We start from the raw sequence: 23,701 nt of genomic DNA on the forward strand, positions 1-23,701 counted from the left end.
TGCATCGCCCCCTCGGCTGTTTGCGCCATTGAAATACCATCGTTAGCATTTCGTTGCGCTACAGCTAAACCATTAATTTGCGATGTCATACGATTCGAAATCTGCAAGCCAGCCGCATCATCTTTAGCGCTATTAATACGCATACCAGAGGCTAAGCGCTCCATTGAGGTTGCTAAGCCTTCGCCAGATTTAGTTAAGTTACGTTGTGCGTTTAGTGACGACACATTAGTATTTACTGTTAATGCCATTTTACCATCTCCTAGGTTTAAACAGAGTGTGGTTCAACACGATTTAACAGGAACCACTGTTCGATAATTTCTTATAATAAGAAAGCATTTACTGTGCCAACTTTAATTTATTTTTAAGTTGTTGTTTTTTAATGAAAATATATAATTTATTGAATTGTAAATAAAGAGTGAAGTTATTTAGGTAGAAGTGACATTTTTTTGCCGCAATTTTGTAGCCAGTTTTTGCCGCGAGTTTATAGATAGTTATTGCCGCTTTAAAGTGGGTAAAGCGGCAAGGTATTTCTGCTTATAACTTGCTTATAAGTAATCGAATAATGAAAGGTTAGTTAAACGGCCAAAAGTGGCTTGCGATGCTTGCAGTGCCGTTTCTTGTTTGGTTAGTTCGCTAATAGCTTCTGCCATATCAACTTCAACTAAGTTAGAGCGATTACTTTTATTTTGAATGTCGAGTGCTAAGTTAGAATCGCTTACTCTTTCAAGTGCGTTCATACGGCCACCTAAACTTGCTTGGGTAAACACCACTTGCTCACTGGCATTTTGTAATTGCACTAAGCCATCAGCAAGTACTTGCTGAAAGTCTTCACCTTCAAGTGTGCCATCATTAAGGCCGGTAATAAGTGCTTGCAATGTATTAAGTACGTTTTCTTTATGTGGTTTTTCAAGACTAAAATCGAGTTGGCCTGGAGCATTGCCCTCAAATTGAATTTTCATACCTGCAAATTCAATTGTATCATCTGTAACTTCACCAGTTTGAGGAGGGGTAAGCGACATACCATCTTGTAAAATTTCGTATGTATCAGGATCGTTTACTGTCACACCTGCGGTTGTAACTACACTAAAAGTATTTGCTGTAGGTGAAACTGGAGTCGTTGGATCGGCATTGTAATTTGCTTGATGAAACTTATCGAACTCGGCTTGGCCATCAACATAAACAGTGCCATTAGTAATATTATTGGTCGGTGTTGTTGTTGGTATGTCTGCTTTATTATCGAGTACATTTAATCTGGCATCTGTTTTTTCAAACGTATCAAAGCCGTTATCACTTGCCTTAATTGAAACACCTTCAGCTATAGTTATCTGGTGCTGGCCCTGGTCGCCATTATAGGTGTACTCACCCGCCGCAGAATCAAACTGATACGGCTGCGTGCTGTCTTGATATCCTGAAAATATGAATTTTCCGTCTTCTGATCGGGTGTTCATTAAGTTGGCTAGCGTTTGTTGAATGCCACTAAGCTCTGATGCAAACGTCTTTAAATCATCTTTAGTGTACGCACCATTACCAGCTTGAATAGTGAGTTCTTGCGCTTGTTGAATATTACTATTTATGCTTTGTAATACGCTTTCTTCTGTTTCTAGGCGGCCATTTAGCTGATTGATATTTTTAGTGTATTGCTCATTAGTTTGTATTTTATTTGAATACAGCATAGCTTGCGAAATAGCAGCTGGTGCTTCTGAGGTGGTTAAATACTTTTCACCTGTTGTTACTCGCTCTTGAGCATTTGCAACACCTTGTTGGTTGTCGAGTATTTTATTTATGTTGTTTTGGTACATTAAATTATTTGATAAACGCATAATTACCTCGCCGCATTTAATAAGGTGTCAAAAATTTCTTGAGCTGCTGCTAAAACTTGTGCTGATGCTGAGTATGATTGCTGAAAACGCAGTAAATTTGCGGCCTCTTCATCTAGGTTTACTCCAGATAAAGACTCGTACCATGCCTCAGATTGCTGTGCTAGAGCGTCAAATGCAGCCCCACTTGTGATTGCTTGGCCAGTTATAACACCTATATCACTCACTAATCCTGAATAAGCTTGGTTGAACGTTTTATGATTGTCGGCCGTTGCTGTTGTTTCTACATTTAAACGGACTAACTCGCCATTCTGTAAGTCAGCTAATTTTAAACCATTACGGTTATCGTCAAAGCCGCCTTCGTTAAACTCAAGTGTAAAGGTGTCGCCTGTTGCTGGTGTACCTTCTATGTCAAAATCAAAACCATAATCGCTGTATGGCGTTCCTGCTTGAGATAAAACATTATTACCTGGCGGTGGAATAATAATTGTTGTTGCCGTATTATTTTCATCAGAAATTTGATATTCGTTTGCAGTGCCTGTTTTAACTAGGGTAATACCGCCATTGGTCAAACCGGGAGCGGTGGTAAAACCACCCGATGTCACGCTTGTTACTTCTCCCGCTGAAATAGTAGCGGTGCCTATATTATCTATACTGTTAGCAGTACGGATAGGTGAAGCTAATGCTAAATCTTCTGCGCGCCCGGTTGCAAGCGTTATGCTAGAAGCCGAGTCAGAATTAAGTTTAATTTGAAACTGATCACCCACGTTACCTGTTTTGGTTGTATCTATATTTAATTGTAGTCCGAAGGAGTCTTTTACCGTTGCTAATACTTCTGGTGTTGTAGCTGTTGCCGCTTGATAAGGGACTGCATTTCGAATATCGTCTGCATTTATGATCCCATCAGCTGGGATATCTGCAACTGATGGGTCACCTAGCGGCTCGCCTTTATTATCTACTGGTTGAATAGAAACCGATGCAGCACTCGTATAAGTAATAATAAAGTCACTGGCAGGTAATTCACTGCCTTTACCGGGCTCTACAGTTGCAGTCATACCAGCATCACCAGTATTCGCTTGATACGCATAAGCGCCAACGGTAGGTATATTAAAAATATTACCACCTAGCTGGCCTGTTGCATCCATACCCAATTTGTTTTGTTCGTTAAATGCATCAGCTATCGCTAAGCCCATTTGGCCAATTTGGTTTTGAGCAGGGACTAATATGTCATCTCTAAAAGCAAGTAAACCGCCAATTTTACCTTTAAGCTTGCTTACATCAACTTCAAGCGGCACTGCTTTGCCACCGTTAACATCAAGCGTGAATTCTTTAAAATTAGGATCAGGATCCCCCGTCATCGAAAATAAGTTAAATGCGCCATTTTGCATAACAACCGCTTCGCCTGTGCCCATAAAAACGAGTTTTTCGCCATTTGGACCATCAAGCGTTTCTATGTCTATTAGCTCTGATAAGTCGCGTATTGCTTTATCGCGTTCGTTATAGGTAGAGCTTGCATCTGCGGCGTTATTAGTGCCATTAACGGCTGCAATATTTTGATTTAGCGTGCTAATACTTTGAATGAGTGAGTTTGCTTCATCTGAAAATATTTCGAGCTGCTCGTTCACTATACTTTTTTGATCAAGCACGATGCCAGAAAGCCTATCCATTTGATCAATTAAGCTTTGCGCATCTGTCATTACTAATGAGCGAGCAACGGTAGATGAGGGCTGATTTAGCGCTTCTTGCACATTATTAAATAAAGAGTTAATACCAGTCGAAAGGTTGTTCGACTCTTCAGAAAAAATAGTATCAACTCGATTAGCCTCAGTAATAAACTGATCGAAAAACGATTTATTAGAGGTGTCACGATTTAGCTGTGACTGAGCAAACTCGTTTAATAATCGGTATGTTTCGCCTCGCCCTACTTGGTTATCAACCATAGTAGTAAACTCTGTACGCTCACGAACATAGCCTTCTGTATTAACATTGGCGATATTTTTACTTGTCGTTTGCAGTAGCTCCGAGCTTGCTCTAACCCCAGAACTGGCAATGTTTAATAAATTAAACGACATGTTACTCTACTCCTTGGCGGATCACGTTTGCCGCAATGTCTTTTAGCTGACTGCTATTGAGCACTTGTTTTATTTTGCTGGCATAATTTGGATCGGTTGCATAACCTGCTTTTTGTAATGAATCTAAAAAGTCATTTGGTTTTGCTGTATTTTGTAATGCTTCTTTGTAGCGTGGGTTTTGCGTTAAAAAATCAACGAAGTCGTTCACGCTGTCTTTAATTGAATCGTAGGCTCTAAAGCTGGCTTGTTTTTTAACGGGTGTACCTTGCTCAAACTCAAGCGTTATTTTGCTTGCTTTATCGCCTTCCCAGCTTTTATCTGACTTAATATTAAATAAGTTATTTGAGCTGCCACCGTCATTTTTATTAATAATGTGCTTACCCCAACCGGTTTCAAGTGCCGCTTGTGCAACCATTACCGCAGGATTTAAACCAATTTTTTGCGCTGCAGTTTTAGCGTGTTCCCACACTGAACTTACAAACTCTTCTGCATTTTTAAATGTTGGGCTATCAGCTTTAGTCTCTGTAGTATCAACTTTAGGCTCAGCAATATCGGCTTTAGTACTCTTAACGATAAGATCGGGTTGCTTATTTTTTTGCTCATGAGGAAGAGCAGATCCCACTTGTGTATCGCTGAAAATATCGTTGGTTGTTCTAAGCACCGAGCCTGGCATAAAGTTTTTAGACTCAGGCGATAACTGCTGAACAATTAAATCGGCAAGGCCTAACGAGCCATTTGAAGAAAGCTCTGTTGAAAGTTGCTGGTCGTGCATTTCTTCAAAAAACTTTACGCCACTTGAATTAAATGGACTGTCTTTATCTTCAAATGCTTCGTTAGCTTTGCGCATTCCTTTGAGCAACATTTGCGTAAAAATAGCTTCAAATTGTGCGGCCGCTTTTTTGAGCGCAGCTTTAGAGGCATCAGTTGATGCATCGCCGCTCGTTAAGGCTTCTTTACGAAGTGAATCTAAGTTGCCTAAATCAAAAAAGTTTTGTTTATCGAGGTGATTAGTTTCCATCGGCTTTTTGACACAAAATGAATAATGCAGTTAAAAATGCAAAAATTGAGCCACTCCCGATAAAACGAGGAAGATAAAAATAATAAACTTAAGTTGCTGTAAATAAAAAGCCCTAATTTAAAAAATATAGGGCTTAAGTAATACGTTATTTATTGGCCTGGGTTATTTATATAACAACTAACTGTCCGTTAATTGCGCCAGCTTCTTTTAGTGCTTCTAAAATAGCCATTAAGTCACCAGGCGCTGCGCCTACTTCGTTAATTGCGCGAACTAAATCGTCAAGGCTTACACCTGGATTAAATACAAAGGCGCGCGAGTCATCTTGATTTACATCAATAATACTTTGCTGCGTGACAACTGTATCACCGTTTGCTAGCGGATTTGGTTGTGACACGTTTTGTTGTTCTGCAATTGTTACTGTTAAGCCACCGTGAGTTATAGCCGCAGGCTGAAGCTTAACGTTTTTGCCAATCACAATTGTACCCGTGCGCGAGTTAACTATAATTTTAGCGGCCATGTCAGCTGGTTTAAATTCTAAGTTTTCGAGTGTTGATAAGTACGATACACGCTGGGATGCATCGCGTGGTGCTATAACACGAATAGAAACAGAATCTATTGCTTGTGCGCTATTTGGGCCAACTAGGTCATTAATTGTTTTTTCTAGGCGTTTTGCCGTTGTAAAGTCTGGGCGGTTTAAATTAAAAGTAATGTAATCGCCTTGCATAAATGGGCTTTCTACGGTGCGTTCAACTGTTGCGCCATTTGGTATACGACCAACTGTAGGCGTGTTAATTACAACCTTACTACCATCAAGACCTTGTGCGCCTAAGCCACCAACAATTAAACTACCTTGTGCAATAGCGTACACGTTACCGTCTACACCCTTTAAAAAAGTTTGTAGTAAAGTACCGCCACGTAAACTGCCTGCACTACCAATAGAAGAAACCGTTATATCTATTGTTTGCCCGGGTTTTCTAAATGCAGGTAATTCTGCATGTACAGCAACAGCGGCAACATTTTTAATTTTAGGACTTTGAGTTGAAGGTAGCGTAATACCAAAGCTGTTCAACATGCCTCTAAAACTTTGTTGTGTGTATGAGTTTTGCTCGCCAGTGCCTGGTAAACCAACCACTAAGCCATAACCGACTAATTGGTTAGAGCGTACGCCTTCAACCATAGACACATCTTTTATGCGCTCAGCACTGGCAGTAAACTGCCAACCTAATAACACAACTAAACATAAAGCTTTAAGGCTATTCATGTTGTTACCCTCTAAAATGGAAACAGCGAACTGCTAAAGAAACGTGTAAGCCAACCAGGACTTTGCGCCTCTTGCGTTTGCCCTTTACCTGAGTATTGAATACGTGCATTAGCAATGCGGTTTGATTCAACCGTATTATCGGCGCTTACGTCTTGAGGGCGTACTAGCCCTTCTAAACGAATAAACTCTTCGCCGGTATTAAGCGTTAGCCATTTTTCGCCGCGTATAACTAAGTTACCGTTAGGTAAAACGCGCATTACATTAACCGAAATATCGCCTACTAAGCTGTTTGACTGGTTTGATTTTGAATCGCCCGTAAACGACGAATCGCTACCAATGCCAAACTGAATACTATCGCCACCTATATTTACAGGTAGACCACCTAAGCCAATCACTGGGTCTAAGCTTGCGTCGGTTTCTTTGTCTGTTTCTGTTTTAGCGGCTTTTGTTGCTTGAGTAGACTCTTGCAATTTAACTGTAATTATATCGCCAGTACGTAGCGCTTTTTTATCAGAATATAAGTCGTTTGATGTATGAGTATTAAACAATGAACCTGTGGCTACCAGCGGCTCTAAAATAGGCTCGGGGTACATAGGTGCGTAGTAAGGGTCGTCCTGCACTACTTCACTATTTTGCGTAGACATACAGCCACTTAAAAATAATGTGCCCGCTGCAAATAAAATAATATTACGCATAATTCCCCCTACTCTATTAAAGCTGTTGATTGATGTAACTCATCATTTCGTCAACGGCCGAAATTACTTTTGAGTTCATTTCGTAAATACGCTGAGTTTCGATTAGATTTACTAGCTCTTCGGTTACATTTACGTTTGAAGTTTCAAGTGAGCCTTGAATAATGCTACCTAACCCTTCAACACCCGGGTTACCTTGTACCGGTGCACCACTTACAGCGGTTTCGGTATAAAGGTTTTGACCAATTGGCTCAAGACCCGATGGATTAATAAAGTCACTAATAGTCAGCTGACCAATTACAACGTTATCGGCTTGGCCTGCAACACGTACAGATACTTCGCCGTCTTGCGAAACCGTAATTGATTGCGCGTCATCAGGTACATTCATTTCTGGCTGAATAACGTAACCAGCGCCCGATGTTACAATTCGTCCATCGCCATCGGTAGTAAACTGACCATTGCGCGAGTAAGCAATATTGCCATCTGGTTGCAGTACTTCAAAAAAACCTTCGCCAGAAATCATCCAATCTAGTGAGTTTTCGGTGGTCAACATGTTGCCTTGCGTAAACTCTTTTTGGTTAGCTACAACTTTAGCACCCGCACCTAACATTAAGCCCGACGGCATTTCGGTATCTTGCGATGAACGACCACCTGGTTGATTAATATTTTGATAAAGTAAATCTTCAAATATAGCGCGGCTTTTTTTGTAACCTACGGTACTGGCATTCGCTAAATTATTTGAGATAACCGATATATCGGTTTGTTGAGCGTCTAGCCCCGTTTTACTGATCCACAATGCTGGATTCATAATCGTGTCCTCACTTTAAAGTTAAACTATGCGTAATAACTGATCTTGACGCTCGTCAATTTCTTCAGCTGTTTTCATTAATTTCACTTGTAATTCAAATTGGCGCTGGTGGCTTATCATGTCGACCATTTCGTGAACCGGATTCACATTCGACATTTCAAGCGAACCACTTAAAACTTTTACATTGGCAGAGGTATCTACTGTTACATTTGCTTTTGGTCTAAATAAACCGTCGTTACCTTTTTCGAGCTGTGAGCTATTTGCTTCTACCACTCTAAGCGTGTCGATTTCTTCTAAAAAGTTAGCAGGAGCGCCTTGTGGTCGAACTTGAATAGCGCCATCTTGGCTAAACCCTATTTTTTCGACTGGGACGGGTAAAATAACAGGTCCCCCTTCGCCAATAACTTGACGACCATGGCTGGTTACGAGCATACCTTGAGCTGTAATGTTTAACGTACCCACTTTTGTGTAAGCTTCATTACCGGAGGCATCTTGCACAGCAAGCCATGCGTTATCGCTCATTGCGATATCTAAGTCTCGCCCGGTTTGAACAATGCCACCCGATACCATGTTAGAACCCGGACGCTCTTGCATTGAAAATACACGTGTAGGCAAACCTTCGCCAAACGCTTGCATAGAACGCGCTTGCGCAAAGTCGGCTTTAAATCCTGTTGTATTTGCATTCGCCAAATTATTGGCTTTAAGCGCAAGCCCTTGTAGGCTTTGCTTAGCGCCAGAGGCCGCAATGTAGACCATTTTGTCCATAGTATCGACTCACATAAAAAATCTCTGAACTTACAAATGCAAAATAGGTGCCAGATTAAATTTGACACAAAATTGAGAGGTATTTAGAAGGGCTTACAAAGAGGACTTATAAAAAAGGCTGCAAAAATGCAGCCTAATATATTTAATGAGGTTTAGCTTATCGAATCTGCAAAATACTTTGCTGAATAGTTGAGTTAACTTCAAGCGCACGTGAGTTTGCTTGGTAATTACGCTGTGCAGTAATTAAGTCTACAAGCTCAGTGGTTAAATTGGTGTTTGATTGCTCAAGTGCAGAGGAATTGATCGATCCTAAAGTACCTGACCCTGGCTCGCCTGCAATAGGCTCACCCGACGTTAAGCTTTTTTTCCACGCAGTATCGCCAACTTGCTGCAGCCCCTGTGAGTTTGAAAAACGTACCATAGCGACTTGGCCTAAAAATGATGTATCACCATTACTGTATGACGCTACAATTTTACCATCAGTACCAATATCAATGCCGGCTAAACGGCCAACCGTTGCTCCATCTTGCTCAAGCGCTTTCACCTCAAAATTACTAGCATATTGAGTAGGGACTTTATTCGCTGTACCTGCTTCATCACGCCAATTAACTTCGATATCTGCAGGAAAGCTTGCACCATTCGTTAATAAATCAGAAAGGCCTGCTGTACCGGAGGCTGCATCACCTCCAATTATCGAAATAGGATTAAAAGTATTCGCTACATTATTTACGACTGGATCACCTGTTGTTGACGGTACGCCACTCGAGTCAAAGCCTAGGGTTGTTAAAGGTACATAAGGCGTAGTCCCATCTTGAAGCACGCCATTTTCTCCAAAACTGTCACCATCAAGGGTAGTATAAACATCCCACTTATTTGCGTCAGTCGCAGTTGCGGTGTCATCACGTTTCACAAAAAACAACTGTAAAACATGTGGCTCACCTAGTGAGTCATAAACTGTAGTAGATGTAGAGCTATTGTAAGTAGCACTTTCATCTGGATTAAATGGGAGCGTTGGGGACTCAACTCGCGAATCTAAATTAAATGAGCTATACACACTTGTTGTTGCGCGTGGTGAACCTGAAGAGTCAGGTATTTGCAAGGCCGATGAAGTACTTAAGCTTACTGACGTTGTATTACCTGTTGCTTCGTCAACGGGGAAACCTTGTAAAAAATTACCTTTAGCATCAACTATGAAATTATCTTGGTTTAACTTAAATGCACCTGCACGTGTATATGTTAAATCTTGCGAAGATAAATCGTCTGTCATCGCAAAATAACCTTCACCAGTGATTGCTAAATCAAGTGAGTTATTTGTAAATTGTAGTGAGCCTTGATGAAACTGTTGTGCAACCATTGTCGCTTGTACACCATCACCATTTTTAGTCTTACCAGAGCTAAATACTGATGAAGCGTAAACATCGGCAAACTCAGCGCGCGACTCTTTAAAGCCTGTTGTATTAACGTTTGCAATGTTATTTGCAGTTACGTCTAAATCTTTTTGTGCGGCAGCTAGGCCGGTTAATGCAATATTGAAGCTCATAATTCACCTCTAACCTGTTAATCTGTGGCCTGCTGGCAGGCAAGAAATATTAAATTTGTTACGCGATTTCTGCAATGTCGGTTAACCTAACCGCACCTTCTTTAGTGTTCACAATGATGCCGCTTGAGCCGTTAATGTTTACACTTTCAATATTTTTGAAAGTTGCAATAGGCAAGCTAGAAAACTGGCCATTGGTACTACCTTGTGCCGATAATGTGTATTCCCCTTCAGGTAAACGCTCACCGCTTTCATTATTACCATCCCAAGCGAAGCGAACCGCGCCCGCAGGCTGAGAACCCATATCAATTGTTCTCACTAGCTGTCCTGAAGCATCAGTTACACTAAGTGTTAAGCTTTCAACTGCACTTTCAGCAACGATAGACCCTTTAGCATCACCTGATTCATTTAAATCAACAGTATTTGACTCTAGTAAAGCCTGCTTGCCAACAAGCGTTGAAGCTTGCAGGGCTGAGTTTGATGTCATCGAAGTAGCCAACGTATCAAAATTTGAATTCAAATCACTGATACCTTGCGCCATCGTAAAGCTAGTCATTTGCGCAATCATTTGATCGTTATCCGCAGGGTTACTGGGATCTTGATACGATAATTGCTGAGTTAACAAAGAAAAAAAGTCTTCTTGCGTTAACGCATCACTCTCATTGTCGCTGGTCGCTACTTGCGATTCTTGCCAACGCAAAGAGTCTAAATAGGATGAAGATGTACTAATATCGTTACTCATAACCTACCCTCGGTTACCGCTGCCCTAGCAACAGTGTTTTACTTAGCATTTGCTTAGCTGCATCAGCAACTTGCACGTTTGTTTGGTAAGAACGAGAGGCAGAAATCATATTTGCCATCTCCTCTACAACATTAACGTTGGGTTTATAGATATAGCCATTTTCATCCGCACTTGGATGGTTTGGGTTATATTCAATTTGCAATGGCGCATCGCTTTCAACAATGCCCAAAACTTTAACACCAACTGCGGAGCCATGCTGGTTACTTACTGATGCTGAAGCCTTTGTTAGCTCAGCCGCAAATACAGGTTGGCGCGCCCGGTACGTTTTGTCTTGAGATGAACTAATGGTATTAGCATTAGAAATATTACTAGCTGTCGTATTTAAGCGAACGTTTTGTGCGCTCATACCCGAACCTGCAATATCGAAAACATTATATAAACTCATAATTTTTATCCTTGACTACCGAGAGCTTTATTCAGGCCTTTAAATTTGCCGCTTAAGAACTGCAAGCTGGCCTGATACTCCATAGCATTCTGTGTATACAAGTTTCGTTCCACCTGTATATCAACCGAGTTACCATCACCTGTATCTGATTGATTTGGCATACGAAATGATTCTGAACTGCCCATACTATGAGTGCCTCCACCAATGTGTTTATCATTAGTTCTTACCATAGTATTGCCGCTTTGTTGAGTTGACCTTGCCGCTTTTAATGCAGAGGCAAAATCAATATCTTTTGCTTTATAGCCAGGCGTATCAGCGTTAGCTATATTAGTTGCAATTAATTCTGCTCGCTGTGAACGGATCAACATGGCTTGCGGATGCACACCTAATGCTTTATCAAAACTGATAGCCATAACCTTCTCCAAAAAATTGACTTACCCATTAATAAAGCAAAAAATAAGCCATTAATATTAGGGCGTGCGATATTTTTATAAGGCTATGTATCTAAATAGAAAAACGACGCTAGGTGCGTCGTTTTAGGGAAAGAAGTTAGCTTAATTACTTCTTTTGGTAAATAATACCAGGGTTGCACCTAACCATATCAAACTCAGTACTTAGGCCAGTTAGGGACTCTGACGCGCCTAAAAATAGGTAACCGTTTGGATTTAACGCTTGTGCAAACTGGTTAATAATTTTAGCTTTTATTTCAGGTGCAAAATAAATTAGTACATTTCGGCAAAAAATAATATCAAACTTGCCCATTAACGCGTAAGAATCAAGCAGATTTAAATGCCTAAAACTAACTTGTTTTTTTATTGTATCGTTTACTTGTGCCATACCGTTGCCGCTGTCTTTAAAAAACTTTTTACGACGCTCTGCAGATAACCCTCTGGCAAGTGCCAGCGCGTCATACTCTGCATTTTTACACATATCAAGCATGGTATTAGATATGTCGGTACCAATAATTTGTGCCCCCATACGAAGCACACCTGGTTGCTTAGCACTAAATTCAGCAACCGACATAGCTATTGAATAAGGTTCTTGGCCTGACGAACTGGCAGCAGACCAAATTTTTAAAGGTCTTCTTAAATCTTTAAATTCAGGGAAAAGCTTGTTTTGGAGCAACTCAAATGGGTATTGATCTCTAAACCACAAAGTTTCGTTGGTGGTCATTGCATCAACCACAGCGGCTCTTAATTGCCGCTCGTGAGGCCCGAGAGTTTTACTAACCAATTCCGATAAAGATCCCACATTAAATCGAGTCATTAACGGAGCAAGTCGGCTTTTAACTAAATACTGTTTATTTTCACCTAAAACAATGCCGCATTGCTGCTCTAAAAACGAACGAAACTGGTCGTATTCACTTTGCTGCAAATCTTTATTATTCAAGTTAGTAGCACCTATTTTTGTTAATCACAATGAACCCACTTTTTAACCGCTGTTGCTAATTCATCTGGGTTAAATTTAGCAATAAAGTCATCTGCCCCTACTTTTTCAATCATCGCTTGGTTAAAAACACCACTCAAAGAGGTATGCAAAATAACATGCAAAGGTGCAAGTTTGGGATCTGCTTTTATTTCAGCTGTTAAGGTATAGCCGTCCATTTCAGGCATTTCAACGTCTGAGATAAGTAATGCTACTCGCTCTGTAATATCATTTTTACAATCAAGCTCTGCTATTTCTTTAAGCCTAATTAAAGCTTCCTTACCATTTTTAGCAAGCTCTGTTTGAACACCTAGCGGCTCTAAGGCTCGTTTAACTTGATTACGGGCAACAGCAGAGTCATCTGCAATAAATACGATACGTTCGCCTAAATCTCTTTGAATATCGCCACTTTGTGCAACTTCAGCACTTACTTCTGTGTTTACTGGACAAATTTCGTTGAGAATTTTTTCTACATCGAGAATCTCGACTAATTCATTTTCGATTTCGGTCACTGCTGTTAAATATGAATAACGTCCGGCGCCTGATGGCGGTGGCATTATTTTTTCCCAATTCATATTTACAATACGTTCAACTCCGCCCACTAAAAACCCTTGCACAGAGCGATTGTATTCAGCAATGATTATAAAGCTGTCTTTAATGTTGTCGATTGGGCGCCCACCTACAGCCATTGATAAATCAATAACCGAAATGGTTTGACCACGAATATGTGCAACACCACGAATATACGGATTAGATTTTGGCATGCTTGTTAGTGGAGGGCATTGCAGCACTTCTCTCACTTTAAATACATTAATACCAAAACGCTGACGCCCTCTGAGCTTAAATAAAAGTAATTCTAGGCGGTTCTGCCCAACCAACTGTGTGCGTTGGTTTACTGAGTCTAAAATGCCTGCCATTCAAATCTCCTAAAGAAAACAAATAATACGGAACGATAATTGCTTTCTATTTATAAAGCTACATAACATCGCGGGTGCGTCTACTTTTTGACGCAAAATATTTATACCCTGTTTGAAACCATAAGCATAGTCGAAACATTATGAGTTTGTTAAAAAAAGTCAGAAGATACAGTGTTTTTTATTTTGTTACTAGCTTGTGCTTTGTATTCCCTTTGCAAGCTAAAGTGTTTAGTAAAGATTTATTACAAGACATGGCCGTTGCTTACATAGCTAAGCAAATTGGTACATTACAAAATACTAATACTCAATTAAGTGCTCTGCCTTTAGACAGTCGCATTCCTGATCGTGTCTGTAATACAGAGCTTGAATTATCAACATCCGATGAGCCACCATTTAACCGCCAAGTAACCTTACAAGCCAAGTGCAATGATGTGCAAACGTGGGCTCAATACGTTCATGTAAGAGTTGTTGAAATGGCTCCAGTTGTTGTTGCCACTGCTAATTTAACTCGTGGTGAAGTAATAACTAAATCGCATTTAAGTATTGAAATGAAACCAACTCACTTTGTACGAATTCAGTACTTAGATGATCCCACAATGCTAATAGGTAGTAGAAGTAAACGAAATATTAGAAGTGGTATGCCAGTATTACTAAACCAAATTTGCATGGTGTGTAAAGGTGACTCTGTTAATATTTACGCAAACCTGAGGGGCCTTAGAATTAAAACCACAGGTATTGCTTTAGAAGACGGTACTTTGGGCGAACAGATACAAATAAAAAACAAAAAATCAGGTAAAGTTTTAAATGCGCGAGTAGATGGTGTAGAGTCTGTTCAGGTGAATATTTAATTTAGATTTATACTAAAGTATCCTACGTATATGCCGATAACATGGCATAAGTTGGGTAATATACGGGTTTATTATTATGGTTAATCAAGTTAATGGCAGTAATCAACAAGCTAATGCGTTAACAAATGCAAAGCAGCAACAAGTTGATTTAAAAAAAGATAACGCAAATACACAAGCTGCTCAGGCCCCTTCGCCTAAAGCTGCAAGTGATTCTGTAAGTTTAACGCCGCAAGCGCAGCAATTAAAAACGCTTCAAGATAAAGCACAGCAATCGCCTGGCTTTGACAGCGATAAAGTTGCTGAGCTAAAAAAAGCAATAACTGAAGGTAAATACCAAGTGGACAGTGAAAAGCTTGCTAAAAACTTAGCTGATTTTGAGTTTAACGTGTATGGCTGATCATAATAGTTTAATTAGCGTAAAGCTAAACCAACAAGTAAGTTGTTTAGACTCTTTACACACGCTATTAAACGATGAGCTTACTGCTATTGCCTCACGACGTGGTGCTGGTTTAAAAGAAATTGCCCAACAAAAAATGTCTTTTTTAACTAAGCTAAGCACTCTAGATAAAGAGCTAAGTAAGCTAATTGCCAGTAACGATACACAAAATCCTGAAATATCTGAGCTAATAAGCCAAGTTAAAACTCAACTTGCGCAATGCCAAAAACAAAATAATGTTAATGCTCATGCTGCCCGTCAAGCGCAACTTAGTGTTAAACAATTAAAAGAGATATTAATTGGCGCACCAACGTCAATGACCTACGACCAAGCCGGTAAATCTGTAAATACCGAGAGTAAACTGGTTCGTAATTTAAAAGCGTAAGCCCAAAATTTGACATTAAAAAAGCCTTATTGATTTATCAATAAGGCTTTTTTAATGTCCTTGTCTCGTCCTGAAATGTGTTTACACATTTAGGATTTATTATGACCAAGTCAAATAATATCAATTTGCTTAATAATGTAAGCCCCCTTAAAAAATAATTAAGAGGGCTTTATTGATATTAAATATCCGTTTGATTATTGCTACTTTCAATTAAGTGTTTAATCATCTCTTCCGATTGATTTTGTACATCAACCGCAGGTGCTGCTGCATCAATGCTTCCTCCACTTTGAGCTGGAGTATAAGCAATTGCAGAGCCTTCATCCTCAACCAGTGTATTTAGCGCTATAAGCTGCTCTGCATCTTCATCAATGATTACGTCATTAATATTAAGTGGTTCTGCCGAACTCATTTGCACCGTTTGCTCAGGTGTTGATAGACCACTCAAGTTACCTAAATCAATCGTTTCAGTGCTTAATACGTTGCTGCTTGAAACCTCATTAGGGGTTGTATCGCCTAATGAAGATTCTTCACTAAATGATGCAGGGATTGTATCGCCAGAAGCAGCGCTTGCTCCATTATCGTAAATATTTCCCGTACCTTCTATTGCGTTGTCAGTATTTTTGATTAAGTAGTTTCCAACTTCATCTACAGTTACAAAGTAGAATTGCTCTCCTCCACCTATGTTTAGATTGAGTAAATTTAGAAAGCCTCCCCAATTTCCATTGCTATCAGAAGTAAAACTTCCTGCATTATCTAGTACATCTAAATCTAGACCGAGTAAATTAACACCCAATAATGAAGAGCCAATAATATACACTTCAGTATCTGGTTCTGTTGTTCCTTCAACTGATGGGAGTAAAAGACCTAATGCTGAACTAAAATCAGTAACCTCGAAACCTATTGGCGTGGTATCAATAACCAATCCAGATATACTACCGCTTGAAGTTGTATTACCTGATGTATCAGTTGCTACAGCTGTTACTGTGTACTCACCATCAGCTAAGTCAGTATTAGCTGTAGCACTCCATACACCCGATGCATTAACAGTTTTTATTAATACAATACTTTCAGTTGGACCACTAAAAGTAACAGTTACAGACTCACCTGGAGCGGCAGTCCCCGTAACAAGAGGTGTTTGCTCTGCTGTTAGTACTAACCCTGAGTCAATTGTAATACCTGAGTCAATTGCGCTACTTGATGATTGCGTACCGGTATTACCTGCACCATCAGCAATGCTTACATCTACGCTGTAGTTACCCTCAGAAAGTACTTCTGCAGAGGTCACACTCCAAGTTCCATCAGGCCCAACGGTTGTTTCAACATTGTGAGTGGCGCCTGCAGAATCGGTAAATGTAACTATAACCGGTGCACCTGCAAAACTTCCGGTTACTGACCCCGTAACAGTAGGCGTTGTATCTTGCCCTACTGTAATTGGGTCTATCACTATAGTTGGTGCAGTGTAGTCTGTGCTTGACACCATTGTATCGCTTGATGAGTTACCCGCAGCATCACTCACTGTCGCAGTAGCGCTAAAACTACCTTCACTAAGCGCGGTGGTAGCTGTGACTGACCATGTGCCATTGCCTGCAACTTGAGCGGTAATAGTTTGTGAATCGTTATTATCATCAGTAATAACAACACTCACATTTGTACCTGCTGGTGCATCACTTATACCTGTTATAGTCGGTAGTGGGTTATTGGTTACAGATAATTGATCAACTTCAACTGTTGGTGGTGTTAAATCAATTATTCCACCAAGACTTGTAGAGCTTGAAAGCCCTAAGTCTTCAACTGTAGCACTTACAGTAAAGGCGCCTTCAGCTAATGGTGTTGTAGGTATTAGAGTCCACATACCTGCTATAGCCGTTGTATTATAAGTGGTAGCGGTACCGTCACTGTCAGTAATAACGACTTCTACATTACCGTTTATTACATCGGTAGTACCACTAATAGTAGGGGTTGTATCGCTTGTATCAATTATTGGGTTTATCAACAAACTTGGCAGGGTTGTACTGACAGTACCTATTTGATTTACAGTGGTTGTATTACCAGCGCTATCGGTACTTATGGCCTCAACTGTAATTTCTCCTTCAGGTAATAAAGGAGCAATGGCAGACCAAGTACCATCGCCTAAAACAGTAGCAGTAACTGTTTGTACTGCGGCTGTTGAGTCAGTGATATTTACTGTAATTGAACTTCCTACTTCCTCATCGCTGGAGCCTGTAATTGTTGGTGTTAGAGTATTAAGTACTCCAAACGCATCTATCTCTAACGCTGGTGGAATGGTGTCTATAGTTACTTGTTCAATGGCTGACTGCCCAATATTACCTGCGGCATCAGTAATACTCGCATACACATCATAAACACCATCTGATAGGCTAGTTGTTACTAAAGACCAAGTGCCATCACTCCCAACTACAGCATCAAATACTGTTTCATCACCATTGCTACCAATAACTGTTACGTCAATATCTGTACCTGGTGCTTCTTCCGATGTGCCTGAAATAGTTAATAAATCGGTATCGCTAATGCTCAGTGGTAAAATTCCAACCACTGGTACTAGCGTATCAACGACGAATTCAAGCGTATCAGTAACTACGTTTCCTGCTTCATCTGTAATGCTTACATTAGCAACATGTTGCCCTTCAGTTAGTGCATCTACCTCGAGTGAAAATAATCCAGCTGCATTAACCGTAGTGGTTAAAACTGAACCACCATCAAGTTGTATTTCAACAACACCATTAATTAAATCACTGGTACCTTGGATAATTGGCGTTGAATCCGATGTTGTACCAATAACCTGTAAGCCAAGTGTTGGCGATATTGTATCCACCACTGCGGTAAGTAGTTGCGTGGTAGTAATGCCGACCTCACTTAATACGTCAACTGTTATGCTAAATGTACCTTCAGCCAATGATTGAGGTACCTGTACTACCCACGTATTGTCATCTTGTACTATTGCAGTAAGCTCTTGTACTACATTTTCGCTATCCACCACTCTAACTAGCACTTCAGTGCCTGGTGCTTGGTCGGTCGTACCACTAATTATTGGTAAATCTCCCTCTCCAGTTACAAAGTCAACCACCGCATTAAGTACTGGGGTTGAAGCGTCTACATCAGCCGTAGTTATAGTGGTTGTATTACCAGCATCATCAGTTGCAGAAGCTTCAACAACCGATAAGCCAATAACATTAACTGCTAGGCCTAATAGCTCCCAATCACCATTTGCATCTGTGGTTACATCGTATGTTAAATCGAGTAAATCACCTGCAAGCTCTAGAGTAACCGTAACGGTTTTACCTTCGCCCAAATCAGATGTACCAGATAAAGAAACCAACTGACCTAATAGGAAGGAAGGCACAATTGTTAGCTCTGGTCCCACAGTATCAACCTCACCACCGGTTTTATTGTCGACCGAAGTATTGCCCGCAGCATCGCTAATAGTTGCACTAACACTGTAAACCCCCTCTGCTAAAATATTATCAGCAGCCGCTTGCCAGTCTCCATTCACATCGGTTTGAACGGTCATTTGATGCGATGCACCAGCTGAGTCCGTAAACGTAACTAAAACGTTTGTATTTGGCTCGTTTGATGTGCCATTAATTAATGGCGTGCTGTCTTGGGTAAGTATTAATGAACTTTGATTAATACTAATTTCGGGAGCAATTGTATCAATGGTTGCTGTATTTGTTGCGTCCCCGGTATTACCCGCGCTGTCAGTAACAAATACTTCAACTGAATAATCTCCTTGTGAAAGAGAATTACTTGCCTCTACAGACCATATACCACCCGTTTGAACAGTTGTATTTACAGTATGCTTATTCCCGAGTGCATCGGTAAATACCACAGCGACTGCATCACCTACCATGGCACCTGTCACGCTCCCTGAAATACTTGGAGTTAGATCGGTACTTCCAACAATATCGTTAATAGTCACAACAGGTGCTGTTATATCAACTTCCCCTGTAATACTTGTGTTTACAGGATTACCTGCAGTATCTGTTGTTGAAGCTAAAACCGTGTAAGTGCCCTCGCTCAACTCAGTACTTGCAGCGACTGACCATGTGCCATTTGCACCAACAGTAGCATTAACCGTTTGCTCTACACCTAAGCTATCTGTAATTAAAATAGCGACTATGGCGCCTTGTGGAGCTGTAGTTGTGCCTGAAATTGTTGGCGTTGTATCATTTGAAATTGTAAGCGGTGTAATATTAAGTGCTGGTGGAGTTAAATCGATAACACCGCTACCTGTTGTATTACTCGTTAAGCCTCCTTCAGTTACACTTGCCGAAACAGTAAATTCACCTTCAGGTAGAATATCTGTCGCATCAACACTCCAGTTCCCACCTACCACAGTTGTAGTTACAGTATGTGAAACGTTATTAACGTCAGTTATAACAACCGTGATTTCTGTGTTATCTGCCGCACTACTTGTGCCTGATATTGCTGGTGTTTGATCGTTTGTATCAACAATTGTATTAATATTAATTGTAGGCGCATTGGTATTTAGCATTGCGGTACTATTTGCAACTGATTCATTCCCTGCGGCATCAGTAACACTTGCAGAAACTGCAACTTCACCATCAGTCAGTGCATCTGTAATATCTACAGTCCAAGCACCACCTGCACCAACAACAGTTGTGTAAGTCTCGGTACTATCTCCATCGGTCACAGTTACTGTAATACTCGTGTTTTCAGGTTCATTGGATGTGCCTGAAATAGTTGGCGTGCTGTCATTAATTGTACCTAATGCGTTTATAGTAATACTTGGTGCTTGAGTATCAATAAAGCTCGAGCCTGTATCCACTCCTTGATTGCCAGCATCATCGGTAATACTTACCTCTACATCATAATTGCCATTTGGCAAGCTTGGCGCCGTAACTTGCCAATCGCCGTTAGCATCAACTATTGCGGTTAAGGTATGTATATCACCGTTGCTATCTGTAATAACTATATCGACCACCGTATCCTGTGGTTCAGTTGAAGTACCATTTATAACTGGTGTCTCAGTGTTAAATACAGTTATGTCATTAAGTACAATAACAGGTAATTGGGTATCAATTGTTAAATCAATAGCCGTGCTGCTGGTATTATTAGCATCATCGGTAACACTTACTTGAGCCGTATAATCACCATCAACAAGTGCTACGGGGACATCTACTTGCCAATTGCCATCAGTACCCACTGTTGCTGTTAGTGTTTGACCGCCGATAAGGATGGTTACATCAGCACCAATCTCATTACTCGTGCCTGAAATTGTAGGGGTTGTATCTATTGTCGCGTTAACTTCGTTCACAATTAATGTAGGAGCAACGCTATCTATTTCACCTTGAGCCTGCTGCGTTGTTAAATTACCGACACTGTCTCTAACCTCTGCAACAACAGTGTATTGACCTTGCGCTAGCTCTGCAGGTACAGCAACAGACCAGTCGCCACCGGCTTGAACAATCGCAGTAAACTCTTGGCTTTGCCCTGCACTATCGGTGACAGTCACATCAATTACAGTGCCTTGCCCCATATCGGTGGTTCCGCTAATTACTGGCGTACTGTCATTAGATAAAGCATCAACACTAACGGTTAGTTCTGGCGCTACGTTATCAAAATCAAGTGTATTGATTGTTCTAACATTACCAGCGGCATCCGTTGCACTGGCAGTTACATAGGCTAGACTTAGTAAAGGTACTGTTATGTTTGCAAGCCCCCACGTACCATCAGGATTTGTTGTTGCGGTGTAAGTTGCGCCAATTAACCCACCAACTAGGTACTCTGTAATAGTGATCACAGAGCCTCCTGGTAAATCAGAATCCCCCGAAAGAGAAACCAAATTGCCTAATAAAAACGATGGAATAATTTCAAGATCCGGAGCGGTTACATCTAGTTCACCATTATCTGTGCCAGTACCTGTATTGCCTGCGGCATCAGTGATGCTGGCGCTAACGCTATAATTCCCTTCGGCTAATGTGCCTGTTGGTGTCGCACTCCAGTTACCATTGGCATCGGTTTGTACATCAATGCTTTGAGTGGCATTTGCTGCATCTGTAAAGGTCACCGTGATGGTGCTGTTAGGTGCATCACTGGTGCCTGTCACTGTGGGCGTGCTGTCGTTAGTGAGTATTGGCGCATCCACACTCACACTTGGCGCGGTGGTATCAATGGTGCCGTTGCCGGTAATATCGGTGCTGTTACCTGCCACATCGCTAATACTTGCTTCGATGCTATATGGTCCCTCTGCCAGTGCAGTCGGTACTTCTACAGAGAAGTTGCCATCGGCATCCACAGTGGTAGTGAACGTTTGTGTATTGCCTTGATCGTCCACCACGGTGAAGTTAATAACCGTACCTTCAACGGCATCACTTGTGCCACTGAGTGTCGGAGTAATGTCACTACTTGAGCCTGGGCTGGTAAGTACAAGTGTCGGTGCAGTGGTATCTATTTCACCTGCGCCTGTGGCGGTGGTGTCGTTGCCTGCTGCATCGCTCACGCTTGCGCTGATGGTATATCCACCTTCTGCAAGTGCTACCGGTACAGGGATTGACCACGTGCCATTGGCTAGTACGGTGGCGCTCATTGTTTGCGCTGCGCCGCTGCTGTCGGTGACAACAATGGTTACTTCACTGCCTTGCGGTGCATCGCTGGTACCTGCAATCGTTGGCGTGGTGTCGTTCCCTACACCGTTGTCTGTAATAACAAGGCTCGGGCCAGTAAGGTCTATCTGACCTGTCTCGGTGGCGCTGCCGATATTACCTAGACCATCATCTACCTGTGCGGTGACAGTATATTCGCCTTCGGCTAAATCAGTTGGTGCATCGACACTCCATACTCCACCCGTTACGGTTGTATCAACAGTCGTAATATTCCCTGCACTGTCTTCAAACGTTAAGCTAATGGTAGTGTTATCTGCCGCATCGCTTGTACCATTAATGGTTGGGGTGGTGTCGTTGGTGTCAACCAGTGCATTAATACTAATGCTTGGGGCCGTGGTGTTGAGTGTTGCGGTTTCACTTAATGTAGTGGTATTACCGGCGTTATCACTAACGCTTGCTTCAATAGTGAGTGGACCATCAGTTAACGCGTTCGGTACATCTGCTGACCAGCTGCCATCGGCTTGTACTGTTGCAGTAAACGTTTCTGTTGTGGTGCCGTCGCTTACACTGATGTTTATCACTGTGCCCGCTGGCGCATTGCTGCTTCCGCTGATTGTCGGCGTGCTGTCGTTGGTTGCGCCGACTGTGTCTAACGTCAGTGTCGGCGCTAAGGTATCTAAGTTGCCTGTTTGTGTTGCACCACCGGTGTTGCCTGCATCATCGGTGATACTGGCTTGCACGGTGTAGCTTCCATCCGGTAATTCAGGGCTGGTTGCTTGCCAATCACCGTTTGCATCCACGGTGGCGGTGATTGGGTGTTCATCACCGTTACTGTCAGTAATAACAATGTTTACAACGGTGCCTTCAGGCTCTGTTGAAGTACCACTAATCACTGGGGTGCTGTCGTTACCCAAGCCCAGTGCATCAACGGTGACGATTGGCGTAATAGTATCCACATTACCACTGCTGTTTGCGGTGCTCTCGTTGCCTGCCGCATCAGTAATACTCGCGCTTACAGTAAAGTCACCTTGTGCAAGGGCACCTGAAATCTCAATGTTCCAGTGGCCATCGCTGCCAACTAGGGTCTCAATGGTTTGCACAGCGCCTGCGCTGTCGGTGATGGTGAGTGTAACAGTGCCACCAATTTCATTACTGGTGCCCTGCAGCTCTGGTGTTAAGTCGCTAACATCGCCTACGTTTTGAATGGTGAGCGTTGGCGCTTGCGTGTCGATGGTACTGGTATCACTCACGGTGGTTTCATTGCCGACACTGTCGCGTACACTTACTTCGATGGTGCTTTGACCTTCACTTAATGGTGTGGTTGGAGTGGCACTCCAATTACCATCCGCATCAACAAGGGCGGTGATGGTTTGTGGGTTGCCGTTGCTGTCGGTAACGACTATCGTCACTTGTGCCCCTTCGCCCGCATCACTTGTGCCGCTTATGATTGGCGTGTTGCTGTCGCTTTGTGCTGCAACATCAACCGTGAGTGTTGGCGGTGTGTTATCAAAGTCATCTGAGCTAATTGTACGGGTATTACCTGCGGCATCGGTCGCTGTGGCGATCACTGAGCCAACATCAAGTAACGATACATCTAATCCGACTAATGACCAATTACCATCGGCATCAGTTGTGGTGGTGTAGGTGGCACCAATGCCACCGCCAACCAGTTGCTCGGTAATGGTAATTTCACTGCCTGCTGGCAAGTCAGAGGTACCACTTAGGGTAACCAATAAACCAAGTTCAAACGTTGGTGTAAAGGCAAGTGCCGGTGGAGTTACGTCTACTTCGCCACTGTCTGTACCTGTACCTGTGTTGCCCGCTGCATCAGTGATGCTGGCGCTAACGCTATAATTCCCTTCGGCTAATGTGCCTGTTGGTGTCGCACTCCAGTTACCATTGGCATCGGTTTGTACATCAATGCTTTGAGTGGCATTTGCTGCATCTGT

General features: G+C 41.8%; 17 protein-coding genes and 1 pseudogene. 3 read left to right on the forward strand and 15 right to left on the reverse strand.

All coding sequences use genetic code 11. The features are described 5' to 3' along the window. From H5088_RS09195 to H5088_RS09260, 14 genes and pseudogenes are all read right to left on the reverse strand, one after another. Positions 1-248, reverse strand: a pseudogene (locus tag H5088_RS09195) (flagellin); the annotation flags it as partial. 297 nt (positions 249-545) lie between these two features. Continuing rightward, positions 546-1,820, reverse strand: coding sequence for a flagellar hook-associated protein FlgL (gene flgL, locus H5088_RS09200; protein ID WP_182752719.1), 1,275 nt, complete (start codon positions 1,818-1,820; stop codon positions 546-548). Positions 1,821-1,822: 2 nt separating this feature from the next. Next, complete coding sequence (flgK, locus tag H5088_RS09205) at positions 1,823-3,889, reverse strand: flagellar hook-associated protein FlgK (RefSeq protein ID WP_182752720.1); 2,067 nt, start codon at positions 3,887-3,889, stop codon at positions 1,823-1,825. 1 nt (position 3,890) lies between these two features. Continuing rightward, positions 3,891-4,907 (reverse strand): flagellar assembly peptidoglycan hydrolase FlgJ, encoded by a 1,017-nt coding sequence (flgJ, locus tag H5088_RS09210; RefSeq protein ID WP_182752721.1) that lies wholly within the window; start codon positions 4,905-4,907, stop codon positions 3,891-3,893. A gap of 166 nt (positions 4,908-5,073) precedes the next feature. Next, the gene (locus H5088_RS09215) at positions 5,074-6,168 is read right to left on the reverse strand and encodes a flagellar basal body P-ring protein FlgI (protein WP_024592771.1); all 1,095 of its coding nucleotides are present in this window, start codon (positions 6,166-6,168) and stop codon (positions 5,074-5,076) included. Between the two features lie 11 nt (positions 6,169-6,179). Further along, positions 6,180-6,863, reverse strand: a complete 684-nt coding sequence (flgH, locus tag H5088_RS09220) for a flagellar basal body L-ring protein FlgH (protein ID WP_002959418.1) — start codon at positions 6,861-6,863, stop codon at positions 6,180-6,182. Between the two features lie 16 nt (positions 6,864-6,879). Continuing rightward, a complete protein-coding gene (gene flgG, locus H5088_RS09225; protein WP_002959420.1) occupies positions 6,880-7,668 on the reverse strand; it encodes a flagellar basal-body rod protein FlgG in 789 nt (262 codons plus the stop codon). 21 nt (positions 7,669-7,689) lie between these two features. Then, entirely contained in the window at positions 7,690-8,433 is a 744-nt protein-coding gene (locus H5088_RS09230) for a flagellar basal body rod protein FlgF (RefSeq protein ID WP_024589964.1), read from the reverse strand. A gap of 157 nt (positions 8,434-8,590) precedes the next feature. Then, entirely contained in the window at positions 8,591-9,973 is a 1,383-nt protein-coding gene (flgE, locus tag H5088_RS09235; protein WP_182752722.1) for a flagellar hook protein FlgE, read from the reverse strand. 58 nt (positions 9,974-10,031) lie between these two features. Next, a complete protein-coding gene (locus H5088_RS09240; protein ID WP_039484684.1) occupies positions 10,032-10,712 on the reverse strand; it encodes a flagellar hook assembly protein FlgD in 681 nt (226 codons plus the stop codon). 13 nt (positions 10,713-10,725) lie between these two features. Beyond that, a complete protein-coding gene (gene flgC, locus H5088_RS09245) occupies positions 10,726-11,157 on the reverse strand; it encodes a flagellar basal body rod protein FlgC (RefSeq protein WP_182752723.1) in 432 nt (143 codons plus the stop codon). A gap of 5 nt (positions 11,158-11,162) precedes the next feature. Beyond that, positions 11,163-11,570, reverse strand: a complete 408-nt coding sequence (flgB, locus tag H5088_RS09250) for a flagellar basal body rod protein FlgB (RefSeq protein ID WP_149591732.1) — start codon at positions 11,568-11,570, stop codon at positions 11,163-11,165. A gap of 145 nt (positions 11,571-11,715) precedes the next feature. Further along, positions 11,716-12,546, reverse strand: coding sequence for a protein-glutamate O-methyltransferase CheR (locus H5088_RS09255; RefSeq protein WP_039484688.1), 831 nt, complete (start codon positions 12,544-12,546; stop codon positions 11,716-11,718). 20 nt (positions 12,547-12,566) lie between these two features. Beyond that, positions 12,567-13,499 (reverse strand): chemotaxis protein CheV, encoded by a 933-nt coding sequence (locus H5088_RS09260; protein WP_002959434.1) that lies wholly within the window; start codon positions 13,497-13,499, stop codon positions 12,567-12,569. Between the two features lie 140 nt (positions 13,500-13,639). On the opposite strand from H5088_RS09260, the gene flgA reads away from it, so the two are divergent. The 3 genes from flgA (at position 13,640) to flgN (ending at position 15,168) form a co-directional block, all read left to right on the forward strand. Then, on the forward strand, positions 13,640-14,347 hold the full coding sequence (gene flgA, locus H5088_RS09265; RefSeq protein ID WP_182752724.1) for a flagellar basal body P-ring formation chaperone FlgA: 708 nt from the start codon (positions 13,640-13,642) through the stop codon (positions 14,345-14,347). Between the two features lie 76 nt (positions 14,348-14,423). Beyond that, positions 14,424-14,744, forward strand: coding sequence for a flagellar biosynthesis anti-sigma factor FlgM (gene flgM / locus H5088_RS09270; RefSeq protein ID WP_002959436.1), 321 nt, complete (start codon positions 14,424-14,426; stop codon positions 14,742-14,744). Further along, positions 14,737-15,168 carry a flagellar protein FlgN gene (flgN, locus tag H5088_RS09275; RefSeq protein ID WP_182672290.1) on the forward strand — a complete coding sequence of 144 codons (432 nt, stop codon included), beginning with the start codon at positions 14,737-14,739 and terminating at the stop codon, positions 15,166-15,168. The genes flgM and flgN overlap by 8 nt, the downstream gene beginning before the upstream one ends. A gap of 178 nt (positions 15,169-15,346) precedes the next feature. Here the strand turns inward: flgN and H5088_RS09280 are convergent. After that, positions 15,347-23,701 (reverse strand): Ig-like domain-containing protein (locus H5088_RS09280; protein ID WP_182752725.1); only part of this gene is annotated, 8,355 nt, incomplete at its 5' end.

This window comes from Pseudoalteromonas sp. SR43-3, from assembly GCF_014163875.1.
In the GTDB taxonomy this organism is placed as follows: domain Bacteria; phylum Pseudomonadota; class Gammaproteobacteria; order Enterobacterales; family Alteromonadaceae; genus Pseudoalteromonas; species Pseudoalteromonas distincta.

Coding starts and splice junctions, on each gene's coding strand:
- flgL (WP_182752719.1), bottom strand. CDS start 1,820: ATGCGTTTATCAAATAATTTAATGTACCAAAACAACATAAATAAAATA.
- flgK (WP_182752720.1), bottom strand. CDS start 3,889: ATGTCGTTTAATTTATTAAACATTGCCAGTTCTGGGGTTAGAGCAAGC.
- flgJ (WP_182752721.1), bottom strand. CDS start 4,907: ATGGAAACTAATCACCTCGATAAACAAAACTTTTTTGATTTAGGCAAC.
- H5088_RS09215 (WP_024592771.1), bottom strand. CDS start 6,168: ATGAATAGCCTTAAAGCTTTATGTTTAGTTGTGTTATTAGGTTGGCAG.
- flgH (WP_002959418.1), bottom strand. CDS start 6,863: ATGCGTAATATTATTTTATTTGCAGCGGGCACATTATTTTTAAGTGGC.
- flgG (WP_002959420.1), bottom strand. CDS start 7,668: ATGAATCCAGCATTGTGGATCAGTAAAACGGGGCTAGACGCTCAACAA.
- H5088_RS09230 (WP_024589964.1), bottom strand. CDS start 8,433: ATGGACAAAATGGTCTACATTGCGGCCTCTGGCGCTAAGCAAAGCCTA.
- flgE (WP_182752722.1), bottom strand. CDS start 9,973: ATGAGCTTCAATATTGCATTAACCGGCCTAGCTGCCGCACAAAAAGAT.
- H5088_RS09240 (WP_039484684.1), bottom strand. CDS start 10,712: ATGAGTAACGATATTAGTACATCTTCATCCTATTTAGACTCTTTGCGT.
- flgC (WP_182752723.1), bottom strand. CDS start 11,157: ATGAGTTTATATAATGTTTTCGATATTGCAGGTTCGGGTATGAGCGCA.
- flgB (WP_149591732.1), bottom strand. CDS start 11,570: ATGGCTATCAGTTTTGATAAAGCATTAGGTGTGCATCCGCAAGCCATG.
- H5088_RS09260 (WP_002959434.1), bottom strand. CDS start 13,499: ATGGCAGGCATTTTAGACTCAGTAAACCAACGCACACAGTTGGTTGGG.
- flgA (WP_182752724.1), top strand. CDS start 13,640: ATGAGTTTGTTAAAAAAAGTCAGAAGATACAGTGTTTTTTATTTTGTT.
- flgM (WP_002959436.1), top strand. CDS start 14,424: ATGGTTAATCAAGTTAATGGCAGTAATCAACAAGCTAATGCGTTAACA.
- flgN (WP_182672290.1), top strand. CDS start 14,737: ATGGCTGATCATAATAGTTTAATTAGCGTAAAGCTAAACCAACAAGTA.